Here is an 11,774-nt window from a genome sequence, read left to right as displayed (position 1 = left end):
TGCCCGGGCTGCCGGACGCTGCCGCCAGCGCGGCCGATTCGAGGGTCAACGGTTTCATTAGCGAATCCGCAGAGGCCCTTACAACGCTGGAAACAGATCAAAAACGGACAGCGGCGGAGCTGAAAATAGTCGCTACCGGTTCGGCTTATGACGCAGTCCTCGCCTCCGCTGCGGAATTCAGGGAGAACGGCTGGCGTCAAGTGGGCAGTCCTAAAGTCGTCAGTGCCACCGTCGTTGAGTACGAGTCAGCGTCGACTCCGAAGACAATGGTGGTACAAGCCTGCATTGACTCGTCCAATGTAAAAGTGATCACCGACGAGGGAACTTCGGTGCGAAGCGGGCCGAACCGTCATGCACTCAATACGCTCACACTCGTGCAGCAGGAAGATCGCTGGCTCGTGGAATCTGTCGGCTTTCCTGACAACCCGCGTTGCTGAAGGAGATCTTCGAGGTGCCGATCCCGCCGTCCTTAGGCATCGACGCCCTTGTCCGCCCCTTCGCGTACGATATCCGACTGCGATTCCTGTTCCCGAAGCCCGAGCGCACCTGCGGTCATAATAATCACTAAACCCGCTCCCAGTACACCGTAGTAAAACACTTCCACCAGGGAAATCAGAATGACGGTATTACATACCAATCCGACCAGGTCACGACGTCGGATCGTTTTGAGAAACAGCCATAACAGCCAGCCCATAAACAGCGCCAAGCCGGGAAATCCGTGCGAAAACATAACGATCCAGACGTGCCCTTGAGTCCCCGCAGAAGGCGCCCCGGGATTCTCTGACGGACGTGGAGCGCCATAGCCGAAAACAGGTGATTCGAGGGTCCGCTCGAAGGTTTCAACGTAGAGATCGGCCCGGGTTTCAATACTGCTCACATTCTCTGTCCTTTGGTCCAGCCGTTCCATTACCGGCAGGGCGCTCACTGCTATACCAGCGGCTATTGCGATAGCAGCGACTGAGAGAATTATTCGTGTATTTCCCGCCAAGGCGGCACGGACAGCGACGTAGATCAATGCAACGCCGAGACCGAGGAACATGCCCCGGTTGAGCGTCAGAAAGGCCGGCACAAACGACACAGGGAGTATGAGAACGAGAAACCAGAACTTCTTCTCTCTACGGACCATCGACATATAGGCCAGCACCACGGGAATCAGAAGCGAGTATGCGTTGCCCCAGCTGTTCGTATAGAGAAACGGTGCACTTGGTCTGGGCGCGCTGACGACAAAGGCATCGGGATCCGGGTTGAACTGTGTCAGACCACGAAAGGCCATCTCATGGATGAGATTGTTTCCCAATAAGCTGTCGGGGAGCAGGAAGCTCAGCGCTGTTCTGATCTCCAGCACGGGGAAAGCTATCCCTGCATAACCTCCCGCTACCACGATCAGCCAAAATGCCGTCAGAATTCCGAGTATCCTGCGGGCAGTCAACGTCCTGCGGGCATTGTAAACGTAGATAAAAAAGACAGTTGCCCCGACGTATAAGCCGTACCGGAAGAAGAACCCGGCGATTCGTCCGGGCTCATGTACCTGGGCCACCGTGCACAGCGTCCACAACATGAATAACAACCACAGACCGAAACCCCGCGGCGCCCGTACATTTTTCGTGCGGGAAAGAGCCATGACCATGATCAGCGCAAACGCCGGCCATGCCATGTCCCCGAACCCGAGGGACCACCACAACGGATATCCGATAAACGCCACGGCCATCGGCCACTTCGGAAGGTCACCGTGCGGCATATGATGCGGCTGGCTGGGACCTGCTGCAACGGCTCCAGGCCGACCGGACGCGCCTCTGTAACGTTCCGTCCGCCCTTTCAACGCCCGTCACCTCCGGGTTTGCGAGCCGTAGTCCGGTGGATTTACAAGACCGGTTCCGATACTACGTGAAGACTGCGGCAGCGCAAGTAGCTGGCCGGGCCTATCCCGTGTGACGACGGACCTCGATGACGGCATGCGCGACGATGTCATTTTGCGTCCGGCGTGTATAATTCGGTTCATTCAGAGTTGGGGGTATCTGTGAACAGGGGTGTCGAGTCCCCGGGTTACGAGGCTGCGCAGCCTCTTCCCGGAGCGAATGAACCAGCGGTTGGCGTTGTCCTGGCTACGCATAACCGCCCTGAACTTATGCGCCGGGCGTTGGATTCAATTCTCGCCCAGGAATATGCTGGTGCCTTAACGGTGATCGTCGTTCACGACCGTTGTGAGGTGGATTACGACCTCGTCCGGGAGGACCCCCGGCGCCGAGTCATCGTTATGGAAAACTGCCGAACTCCGGGGCTGGCCGGTGCCCGGAATACCGGCGTACTTCAGCTCGACACGGAATTGATTGCTTTTTGTGACGACGATGATCAGTGGCTGCCGACCAAGCTGCGTCGGCAGGTCGCAGCGATGCTGGCGCAACCGCTGGCAGAGTTCGCTTCGACGGCCATGGTGGTGGACTACGGGGACCACGCTACAGTGCGGCTTGCCGGTTCTGATTCCGTCTGTTACGAAGACCTGCTGAGGTCCCGCATGGCTATGGTCCATTCGTCATCATTTCTGATGCGCAGAGCGGCATTGTGCAACGGAATCGGCTTGGTGGATGAAACTATCCCTAACAGCATGTGTGAAGACTGGGATCTATTGCTCCGTGCCGCCGAGCGTAGGCCCATCGTCCATGTCGATCAACCTCTTATCCGCGTTCAATGGGGCGGTTCGTCATATTTTTATCAGCAGTGGGAAGTCAAGAACACCGCCCATCTGTGGATGCTGGAACGGCACCGGAACATCCTCACCAGCAGGGTCGGAACAGGAAGGGTCTACGGACAACTGGCTTTCGGCAATGCGGCCTTGGGGCAACGGCGGGCCGCTGCGCAGTGGGCGGTCAAGTCCCTGCGCGCGAACTGGCGCGAGCCCCGTGCGTTCCTGGCTCTTGCGGTGGCTGCCCGGATCGTTTCAGACGGGCGAGTGGTGGATCAGTTGCAGCGCCGGGGACGCGGTATCTGACCATGGCCGGTGTACTGGAGCGTCCTGCCCTACTGGTAGCGACGTCGGGCGGTCATCTTGACGAACTGCACCGGCTCAGAAACCGGTTGTTTGCCATGGACCAACCAGTCGAATGGGTAACGCATGATGGCGACCAACTCGCGTCGCTGCTCACAGATGAGACAGTTCATGTGGTTCCCTATATAAAGCCACGAGGCTACGGCGCCCTCGCGGCCAGCCTCATACCCGCCCTGCGCATTCTCAAGGGGCAAAACTATTCGATGATCGTAACGACAGGCGCAGGAATCGCTCTCCCGTTCGTGGCGATTGGTCGCTTGCAGAAGCTTCCCTGCCATTACATTGAGAGTGCGGCGAGGGCCACCCGCGCCAGTCTTACGGGTTCCATCGCGGCCCGGATTCCCGGGTTGAAGCTTTACACCCAATACCCTGCATGGGCGGGCAGACGCTGGCAATATCACGGGGCCCTCTTCGATGGATTCACAGCTACGGATGTGGCGCACTCCGACCGCGTACAGCGGGTGGTGGTAACACTTGGCACGATGCGGAACTTCGGCTTTCGCCGGGCTGTTACCTCCCTGCTGAGAGTGCTGCCGGACATTCTGGAATCGGAAAGTGAAGTTCTCTGGCAGACAGGCTGCACTGATGTGTCCGGACTGGGAATAACGAGCCAAGACACGTTGCCCACCGAAGAGTTGCGGACAGCAATCGCCAGCGCAGATCTCGTCGTCGCCCATGCCGGCGTCGGTTCCGCCCTCACTGCTCTCGAATCCGGGCACCGCCCGCTGCTGCTTCCCCGGCAGGCCGCCCACGGGGAGCACATTGATGACCACCAACTGATGATTGCCGCAGAATTATCCGGGCGCGGACTTGCGGTATCCAGCTCGCCGGATGCGCTCACAGTTGAACATCTACGCGCTGCGCTCGCCGGACGCGTCGCAGCCGTCGATCAACCCCCACCGTTTGGACTTCAATGATGGCACCGGCTCCAGTGATAGATCGGGAATTTATGAATGAGACCTCTTCAGTGGGTATTGGCTATTATGCGTCTGTCCTGCTGAAACGTTGGAAAGCGATACTCGGTGTCGCGCTGATAGGCCTTCTGGCCGCCATTGCGGTTCTCGTGCTGGTACCGCGACAGTGGACGGCCTCCACGGTGGTCAACCTCAACGTCATCATGGCTGAACCCTTTAATCCCGCCAGATCGGCGTCGGGACTGTTGGATGTATCCACCGAAGACCAGGTGGCCAGTTCCTATGTCGTGGCAGCCCGGGCGGAAGAGGCTCTTGGAACAGGAACCGGTGTCCAAACGCTCAGAAGAAATACCAGCGTGGACACGGGCTCGGACGCAACCACAGTGACCATTTCCTATACAGCTGATTCACCTGGGGCGGCGCGTGCAGGGGCGGATGCCATGGCCAACGCCTATCTTGCATACAGGCAAGATCAGGCCGAGGCCCGTAAAGAAAGAATCCTTGAGCAGTTGCAACCCCGAGTGAACGCGATTGCGGATGCCCTCGGTGGTGCGGAGGTACTTGGCTCGACTTCGGACGACGACGGTGCTCTTATTCTGGCCCAGATTGCCAGTGTAGAGGCGCAGATCAATGAGTTGGCGCTTATTGACACAAGCGGTGGAAGCGTGCTGACGCCTGCCGCAGTAAACGCCGTAACTCAACAACCACAGCGGATGGCGGTTCTGATCGCGGGAGTGTTAGCAGGGCTCGTTCTCGGGGTCGTTCTAGCGTTTATACTCAACTCTTTGGACCGCCGGGTCCGTGGCCAACACGATGTCGAGAGCGCCGGTGCCGGACCGGTTCTGGGCCTGCTCACCGCATGGCAGGCAACAGTCCCCGCCACAGGAACCGATTTAGGCACCTTCCGGGCGGTACGTGAGCGCCTCCTCGCCGCTGAGTTGCCCTTGACCGTCTTGACTGTCATCGACGATTCTCATGCCGACGTTCCGTCAGACGTCGCCGCAAATTTGGCCGCCGTGATGGCGCAGGACGGATTCGACGTCGAACTTATACTCATGGGAGCTCCGGCCGACTATTTCGAGTCTGTGAAGCGCGGGCTGGACCTCATTCCCGACGAGGCAGCCGCTGATGGGCAGGTGTTCCGATCCAGCCGGATAGAGGGGCTCAACGTGTTTCGCCCGCTGGGGCAAACCAAAAACCATGGAGCAGACGAATACGTGACGGAGGCCGTACGGCGCCGCCCCGTTGGGCAGGCTGCGGAATCAGTGACTATTCTCGCTCTGCCCCCGCACGCAGAGGAAGCGTCTCGTCTCGCTGCGGGCCGGCTCTCGGGCGGGGCGGTCATCGTGGCGGAAACTACGAGAACCAGGACCCGTGAATTGCAGTCAAGCGCCAACCAAATGAATGAGGCGGGTGCAGTGCTTTACGGTGCAGTCTTAGTGAATCGCGGGCGCAAACTTGCAGGGGCAGTAGACACCGCAGAGAACGGCCGGGATTCCCAGCAACCTTCGCAATCAATATCGGGCGGTGCAGGCCAGTAATGCAACCAATTCCAGTGGGTCGCGCGTTCTCCAGGCGGCGAAGCCGCGACTTCAAGGTCGTCGAAAGGTTTACTGATGACACTCGTGAATGAGCTCCGGCGCGACATCGATGCGAACCGAGGTCAGTTGAAGGGCCAGGTGGTAATGGTGCTGTTCCGGATTGCCAGCGCTGCCCGGCGACCAGTGGATCGACGTCCCAGGCTACCTGCGGTTCCTGTTGGCATCCTTTATCGGTTGGTCGTCGAATGGATTCTGGGAGTGGAAATCCCGTGGCGAACCCAACTCGGTGCAGGCGTCCGTATTTACCATGGCGTCGGGATAGTGATAAACGACCGCACCGTCATCGGCAACAATGTTGCCATTCGTCAAAATGTAACCATTGGCAATAAACACGAAGATGGTCCCTGCCCGATCATTGAAGACGATGTGGAAATCGGGGCAAACGCTGTTGTTGTTGGCGGTATCCGCGTCGGTCGGGGCGCCCGTATTGCCGCAGGTGCCTTGGTTACCCGCGATGTACCAGCCGGCGCCATGGCAATTGGCAATCCTGCCACAATCAAACCAGCAAGGGTGTCAGCAGATTCGCCGGAGGATCATCAATGACGGATGCTGGCTTCGATACATTGATGCAGTTGGGGGCTTGGGAATGATGAGAATATTCAGTCGGAATAAGGGACAAGCCGCATCCCGCGTTGATCGCCGGTCAGATCTCCGCAGGGAACGGCCCCCCCGGAATCGTTCCAACCCCGGTGCTCCCCTCGTCCTGTACATTGCGGGGTCCGGACGCAGCGGGTCGACCCTCTTGGAACGGTTGCTCGGTCAGATTGATTCGGTAGCAACCTTGGGAGAAGTCCACCACCTGTGGGCGAGAGGCATCGCGAAAGATGAGTCCTGCGGTTGCGGAAAACCCTTCGGAGAGTGTGAATTCTGGCGCAGGACCGGGGAGATGGCTTTTGGTGGCTGGAAAAACGTAGATATGGAGGATGTAGAGAAACTGCATAATGCAGTAGACCGCCAGCGCTACCTGCCGTTGACCATGCTCCCGGTGGTTCCGCCCGCTTTCGCCCGCCAACTGGCTGCCTATTCCGGTTACTATGGTGCGCTGTACAAGGCGGTACAGGAGCTGTCCGGCGCCAGCGTAATAGTTGACTCCGGCAAGCACCCGTCGTTGGCCCTGGCGCTGAGCCACAACCGGGATATCGATCTGCGAATTGTACATCTGGTCCGGGACAGCCGAGGCGTATCGTTCAGTTGGGCGAAATCGGTCAAACGACCGGAATCGACTAATCCAGAAGATGATCTCATGAAGCAGTATTCCTCGCTGGTCAGCAGTGCCTTGTGGGTTTCCACGAATCTTGCCGCCGAAGCCCTGCGCTGGCGTGCGGTGCCACGGACGCGGCTGCTCTATGAGGACCTGATAGCCGACCCCGTCGCAACCATCGACCGGCTGCGCGACGTCCTGAACTTACCCATCACCGGACAACTAAAGCTGGTGGGTCCGGGAACAGTCGACCTCAAAGCAAATCATTCTGTCGCCGGCAACCCTATGAGATTCCGCCGCGGCGAAACCACCCTTCGCCCGGATGCCGAGTGGCGCAAAGCCATGACGAAAAAGGATCGCCGACTTGTCTCATTGCTCACTGCGCCCATGCGTCTTTGGTATGGCTACACGGGCCGCTAGAACCGTCATTCAACGGACCGCGGGGCCGGCTGCCCTACCCTCCCTCAACGAGCGTTCTCCATGCATCCTGTGACGGCTTGTCCAGCAGTCGGAAGTCCCCTTTATCCACGGAATTCCAGTACGCCACGAACAGAGCGTCGTTGTTCTTGAGATATCCGCCCAAATTCGTCAACCAAGCTGCCCGCTGGGTTCCGGAAGGGTCACCCGGAACCAGCCGGGACCCTGTCTCTGCGATCCCGAACGGCTTGCCGGCAGCCTTCGAGACCCGGACTACGGCGTCGAATAACGATGTAGGGCTGGGGTAGCCAGAAGGGCCCGCAACACTGTGGGCGTCATTGTAAACATCCCAGCCAAGGACATCGATGTAGGCATCGCCTGGGTAGTAGGTTCGCCATTTCCGCTGTGAGTAAGGATCCACCGTCCATCCCATGAGAATCAGCGTGGAGTGGAGTCTTGGGTTGTCTGCCGCCGCAGCGAGCTTCGCAATATGGCGCCAAGCCTCCCGGTATGCCGCTGCAGTGAACTTCCCGCTGTCAATGTCCGGTTCAGGTTCATGCCAGTAGGACCAGTAGACATCCTGGTCTGCGGGCGCTGCTTCGAACCACTCGAGCAATGCTTTGTCGAGGTTGCCGGCAAGGACATCGGCCGGCTCTGCACGAAAGGAGACCAGGATCGTCTTTCCGTCCAGCTCAGGCAACCGTTTGGACCACTCAACGGGCATATTGGGCTCAAAATAGCGCACCACTTTGACGTCGCCTAGATTTCGGTCGGTCCAGTCTACGGCCGTCTCAAAGGTTTCACCAGAAGACGACCGGCCCAGACTCGAGCCAAAAATTGTTTGAGGATCAGAAGCACTATCGGCCTCCAGCTCCGGTGCAGCTGCGAGCCGATTACTCTCGTCCTTCGACGCGTTCAGCGCCGGCAACGTCGAAGCCGCGCAGATCAAAACCCCGACCAGCACAAGACAAACGGAAAATCTCGTCCAGCCGCCGGTCAACCAGCGACGTCGGGAAGGTCGCCGGCCGCTCGGGTTACCTGCGGGACGTCTCATAATGCAGATCTCCAAATACGTCTCTAGTATGCCCCCGTTGGCCTTAACATAACCTTCACGGTCCGCCACATAATCATCAGGTCCCCAGCTAGTGACCAGTTCTCAACATAATAGAGGTCCAACCGAACACTTTCATCCCAGTCGAGGTCCGAGCGGCCATTTATTTGCCATAAACCCGTAATGCCGGGCTTGATGAACAAACGCCGGTGAACGTGGCCTTGGTAATCGGCGACCTCGCTGGGCAGCGGGGGACGTGGCCCAACCAGGGACATGTCGCCTTTCAACACATTAATGAACTGCGGAAGTTCATCCAGTGAGTAGCGCCGAAGCCATGCGCCGATCCTGGTAACACGTGGATCGGAACGAATCTTAAACAATGGACCGGCGCCTTCGTTTAGGTTCGCCAGCAGGGCAAGCTCATCCTCGGCACTTTCGACCATGGATCTGAACTTGTACATACCGAAGGTGCTTCCATTGCGCCCAACCCGCTCTTGGTTGAAAAAGGCACCCCCGGAACTGTCATGGCGAACCAGCAGGCCAAGGAAGCATAACAACGGTGCCAGGATGATGAGAGCCAATGTTGCAACCAGAATATCGAAGGCTCGCTTTAGAACATGCCTGCCACCCTTGAAATTGGGCAGTTCCACGTGCATCAAGGGCAGACCCTCGACATGGCGCATTCGAATCCGTGGACCAGCAACATTGGTCAATGCCGACGCCAGCACCAATTCGGTGGCCGTGGCTTCAAGTTTCCACCCGAGCTCCCGCACATACTTGCTTCCATGGGCTAGATGACCGGCCACGATTACCGCATCCGCGCCCGCCATCGTCACCGCATCGGGTATGTCTTCGAGTCCCGAGACCAGAGGTATGCGCTGCCGGTCGACTTGTATGGCTTCCCGGCCCGGATCCCCTTCCACCACCGCGCCTACGACGTCGTACGCTGCCCCGGATTTTTTCGCAATCTGCCGGACGACATACCGCACGTCTTCGTCGCGTCCCAGAACTATGACCCTGGACAAGTAGTGGCCGAATCTCCGCTGCCGATTTAACCACTGCCGCCAAGTCCACCGGTCCGCCACTAATACGAGCGCGCCGACCGGAAATATCATCAGCAGATATCCCCCGGCGGCATCCCCTCCGAGAAGGAGTGCCACAGCAGCGAGCCACCCGACGGTCGCGGCACAAGAGTGGATTACCCTCTTATACTCCGCCGCCCCTATTCCCATCAACTGTGGATCGCGGGTGTGGAACAGGAACATCATGGCGGCCCAGATTGCGCAAACGAACACAGACATTGGTACGGAAGCGGTCGAGCCGGAAATGGCTGTGCCGCCGAAGGATGAAACCAACCATCCCGATGCAAAAACCATCACTACGATGAGGGTGGTGTCCGTGATGCCGAGCATCATTCGGTAGCGCCGGCGCCACCGTACGCCGGAGCCAGCGCTGAATGCGGTCCTCGGTACGTCAATCTGAGGTAACGCTGTTCGAACCGGCACCCCGAAGCGGAGTCGATCTCCGAAGGACAGACCGTCTTGTAACTCGCTCATGACGGCAACTTGGTTGAGGACAAGCGGGAACCGGTCCGACCACCTCCGGTTTGTTTTCCCGCCTTACAACAGAACCCGGATCCCCCGCGAGACGTTTTACTTTCGCCGCACAATACACCCAACATGCTCAAGACCTTCCCCACAGATTTCTCTTGCTGATGAGGAGCCTAGAGTTGGGAAGATCAACAAACACGAGTGGTCAATACTGGTGTTTTAGCTCTTCCGGTACGGGTACCGGCAGAGCAAGCACGAGTAACTACTCGAATTTACTTAGGGGTTCTCATGTCAGAAAAAATAGCCCTGGCCAACGAGGAAACATCCACAAAGCGAAAGCGTCCTTCTGAGCGATCGGGGGGGTCCGGGCGATCCACGGATGGGATTATGGCGAAGAAGCCCGCGGGCTCGCGGGTGAACGCAGCGAGGGCCGCCCTCGAAGCGATGAGCCAACTCGAAGAACTCACCAACCGGGACGCTGAAGGCGTAGTCGGCGTCGAGAAGAACGAGGATGGCAACTGAACTGTCACCGTGGAAGTCGTCGAGAGCCGGCGCATTCCGAATTCCGCTGATGTGCTGGCGGAGTACTCTGTCACTATTGATTCCGACGGCGATCTGACGGCCTACTCCCGTGACTCGCCCTACGTCCGCGGCCGGACGAACCGTGGGGAGTAGATTCGCCTCATGACTGAAAGCAGTATCCCCCCGGCGCGCGCCGGCGGCATCTCCGGCGTCGCCCGCAATAATCCGGCCGGTGGCAACGCCATGCAACCATCGCGCGACGGCGCCGGCACCCTCACGCACGTTATCGAGACGCTGCTGGACAAGGGATTGGTCATCAACGCCGACATCATGGTCTCCGTGGCCGGCGTCGAACTCCTGGGTATCCGGATCCGCGCCCCCTTGGCATCCTTTGAAACCGCTGCCCGCTACGGTCTCGAATTCCCGGCCGGCACCGACCGGGACACCGTGGCATGGAACACGGCGATTGAGCAGAAGGAAACCTGCCCGGAGTGCGGCAAACGTGCACCCCTCGAGCAGTTGTTGAACGAGTTCTGTCCCTGGTGCGGCTGGAAGAGCGCACAGGCACTGGAGGCCGGCGGGGACCGGACGCCGAAACAGACGGACAAGTAAATGGCTGAGGCGATGCAGCCCAATCCGACGACGACTTCCACGAAGCCGCCGACCGGAGACTTGAAAAGAAGACAGTCCTGTAAAGCGGGACAATAGGTGACGCTACCCGGTGACCGGGATACTGCGCGCTTAAACCGGTCCAGGTGCGGCAGTCCGGGACGGCAGCGGGGACTCCGAGATGGAACACGGCCCGTTGGGCGCTGCCTGCCGCTGACATGTAGCGGTAATGCGCCCGGTGGTCATCTGGTGGCACTCCGGACGGCTGCGACGATGGCAGCGACGAGCAACCCCAGCAGGAGCACGACGAGTACCACCGGCGCCAGGAGAAGGATGAGAACCAGACACAGGACCACGATCACCTTGGTCTTTGTGCTCGCCCCGGACCACGCGCCCTTGAGCGCCGCCCATACCGGATTCTTGCCCGACATGGTGGCGCGCAGGGCGCCAAGACCGGCGTTCACCAGCGGACCACCACTCGCGCTCAGATCTTTGAGCTCGCCCGCGGCGACATCTTCGAGCTTGTCTGTCACCTCGTCGATCCTTTTCGATACCGTCATAGCTAGCTTGGATATGGCCGCCTGAAGAAGCTGCTGTGCGGAGGTCTTGAGCAGCTCGGTAGCGGTGCCGGCCGGTGTCGGCTGAGCGGTGGTGCCGGCGGCTACGCCCGGCTTCGGGTCCGTCTTTGTTCCGGTGCCGCGGGCGGGTGCCGTAGGCTGGGCGGCGCGAGGGCGTGTTCGAGTCGGGCTGGTCCGCTGTTGAGGTGTCCGTGCCTGACGATGTTGTGAGGTCTTCGAGGCAGGTTGTGAGGTCTTGGACGCAGAAGGACGCACCCCACCGGGAGCGGCGCGGCCTGGAACGGCCCC

The 11,774-nt window shown here is 59.4% G+C and carries 13 protein-coding genes; 9 read left to right on the top strand and 4 right to left on the bottom strand.

Features of this window, described 5'->3' with window-relative positions; all coding sequences use genetic code 11:
- Window positions 1-437 (top strand): hypothetical protein (locus Y707_RS31655; protein ID WP_035782177.1); only part of this gene is annotated, 437 nt, incomplete at its 5' end.
- 32 nt (window positions 438-469) lie between these two features.
- Here the strand turns inward: Y707_RS31655 and Y707_RS26875 are convergent.
- Complete coding sequence (locus tag Y707_RS26875) at window positions 470-1,654, bottom strand: O-antigen ligase family protein (RefSeq protein WP_162150241.1); 1,185 nt, start codon at window positions 1,652-1,654, stop codon at window positions 470-472.
- Between the two features lie 363 nt (window positions 1,655-2,017).
- Between Y707_RS26875 and Y707_RS0116425 the strand changes: the two genes are divergently transcribed.
- The 5 genes from Y707_RS0116425 (at window position 2,018) to Y707_RS0116405 (ending at window position 7,179) form a co-directional block, all read left to right on the top strand.
- Window positions 2,018-2,986, top strand: coding sequence for a glycosyltransferase family 2 protein (locus Y707_RS0116425; protein WP_253905213.1), 969 nt, complete (start codon window positions 2,018-2,020; stop codon window positions 2,984-2,986).
- 2 nt (window positions 2,987-2,988) lie between these two features.
- Window positions 2,989-3,960, top strand: a complete 972-nt coding sequence (locus Y707_RS0116420) for a glycosyltransferase (RefSeq protein ID WP_035782175.1) — start codon at window positions 2,989-2,991, stop codon at window positions 3,958-3,960.
- Between the two features lie 32 nt (window positions 3,961-3,992).
- Window positions 3,993-5,498, top strand: coding sequence for a Wzz/FepE/Etk N-terminal domain-containing protein (locus tag Y707_RS0116415; protein ID WP_035782172.1), 1,506 nt, complete (start codon window positions 3,993-3,995; stop codon window positions 5,496-5,498).
- 75 nt (window positions 5,499-5,573) lie between these two features.
- The gene (locus Y707_RS0116410) at window positions 5,574-6,101 is read left to right on the top strand and encodes a serine acetyltransferase (RefSeq protein ID WP_026535881.1); all 528 of its coding nucleotides are present in this window, start codon (window positions 5,574-5,576) and stop codon (window positions 6,099-6,101) included.
- Window positions 6,013-7,179, top strand: a complete 1,167-nt coding sequence (locus Y707_RS0116405; RefSeq protein ID WP_081744944.1) for a sulfotransferase — start codon at window positions 6,013-6,015, stop codon at window positions 7,177-7,179. Before Y707_RS0116410 ends, Y707_RS0116405 begins: the two co-directional genes overlap by 89 nt.
- Before the next feature lie 34 nt (window positions 7,180-7,213).
- Here the strand turns inward: Y707_RS0116405 and Y707_RS26870 are convergent, their stop codons facing one another.
- Window positions 7,214-7,900: a glycosyl hydrolase gene (locus Y707_RS26870; protein ID WP_216699274.1), complete on the bottom strand. Its 687-nt coding sequence runs from the start codon at window positions 7,898-7,900 to the stop codon at window positions 7,214-7,216.
- A 353-nt stretch (window positions 7,901-8,253) separates the two neighbouring features.
- Window positions 8,254-9,783 carry a sugar transferase gene (locus tag Y707_RS0116395; protein WP_081744943.1) on the bottom strand — a complete coding sequence of 510 codons (1,530 nt, stop codon included), beginning with the start codon at window positions 9,781-9,783 and terminating at the stop codon, window positions 8,254-8,256.
- Window positions 9,784-10,164: 381 nt separating this feature from the next.
- On the opposite strand from Y707_RS0116395, the gene gvpO (Y707_RS33290) reads away from it, so the two are divergent.
- The 3 genes from gvpO (Y707_RS33290) to Y707_RS33170 are packed head-to-tail and all read left to right on the top strand — an operon-like array spanning window position 10,165 to window position 10,911.
- Window positions 10,165-10,299, top strand: a complete 135-nt coding sequence (gvpO, locus tag Y707_RS33290; RefSeq protein WP_216699273.1) for a gas vesicle protein GvpO — start codon at window positions 10,165-10,167, stop codon at window positions 10,297-10,299.
- Window positions 10,300-10,308: 9 nt separating this feature from the next.
- A complete protein-coding gene (gene gvpO / locus Y707_RS33285; protein WP_081744942.1) occupies window positions 10,309-10,452 on the top strand; it encodes a gas vesicle protein GvpO in 144 nt (47 codons plus the stop codon).
- Window positions 10,453-10,461: 9 nt separating this feature from the next.
- Entirely contained in the window at window positions 10,462-10,911 is a 450-nt protein-coding gene (locus Y707_RS33170; RefSeq protein WP_275451223.1) for a gas vesicle protein, read from the top strand.
- Between the two features lie 239 nt (window positions 10,912-11,150).
- Here the strand turns inward: Y707_RS33170 and Y707_RS0116380 are convergent, their stop codons facing one another.
- Window positions 11,151-11,468, bottom strand: coding sequence for a hypothetical protein (locus Y707_RS0116380; protein ID WP_216699272.1), 318 nt, complete (start codon window positions 11,466-11,468; stop codon window positions 11,151-11,153).
- Between the last annotated feature and the right edge of the window lie 306 nt (window positions 11,469-11,774).

The sequence above is a fragment of the Arthrobacter sp. H14 genome, assembly GCF_000520495.1.
Lineage (GTDB): Bacteria > Actinomycetota > Actinomycetes > Actinomycetales > Micrococcaceae > Arthrobacter_C.
This window is presented reverse-complemented; position numbering and strand designations above follow the sequence as displayed.

What these genes read in the sequence shown, in the direction of transcription:
- Y707_RS26875 (WP_162150241.1), bottom strand. Translation starts at nt 1,654, where the DNA reads ATGGCATGGCCGGCGTTTGCGCTGATCATGGTCATGGCTCTTTCCCGC.
- Y707_RS0116420 (WP_035782175.1), top strand. Translation starts at nt 2,989, where the DNA reads ATGGCCGGTGTACTGGAGCGTCCTGCCCTACTGGTAGCGACGTCGGGC.
- Y707_RS0116415 (WP_035782172.1), top strand. Translation starts at nt 3,993, where the DNA reads ATGAATGAGACCTCTTCAGTGGGTATTGGCTATTATGCGTCTGTCCTG.
- Y707_RS0116410 (WP_026535881.1), top strand. Translation starts at nt 5,574, where the DNA reads ATGACACTCGTGAATGAGCTCCGGCGCGACATCGATGCGAACCGAGGT.
- Y707_RS0116405 (WP_081744944.1), top strand. Translation starts at nt 6,013, where the DNA reads ATGTACCAGCCGGCGCCATGGCAATTGGCAATCCTGCCACAATCAAAC.
- Y707_RS26870 (WP_216699274.1), bottom strand. Translation starts at nt 7,900, where the DNA reads ATGCCCGTTGAGTGGTCCAAACGGTTGCCTGAGCTGGACGGAAAGACG.
- Y707_RS0116395 (WP_081744943.1), bottom strand. Translation starts at nt 9,783, where the DNA reads ATGAGCGAGTTACAAGACGGTCTGTCCTTCGGAGATCGACTCCGCTTC.
- gvpO (WP_216699273.1), top strand. Translation starts at nt 10,165, where the DNA reads ATGGCGAAGAAGCCCGCGGGCTCGCGGGTGAACGCAGCGAGGGCCGCC.
- Y707_RS33170 (WP_275451223.1), top strand. Translation starts at nt 10,462, where the DNA reads ATGACTGAAAGCAGTATCCCCCCGGCGCGCGCCGGCGGCATCTCCGGC.
- Y707_RS0116380 (WP_216699272.1), bottom strand. Translation starts at nt 11,468, where the DNA reads ATGACGGTATCGAAAAGGATCGACGAGGTGACAGACAAGCTCGAAGAT.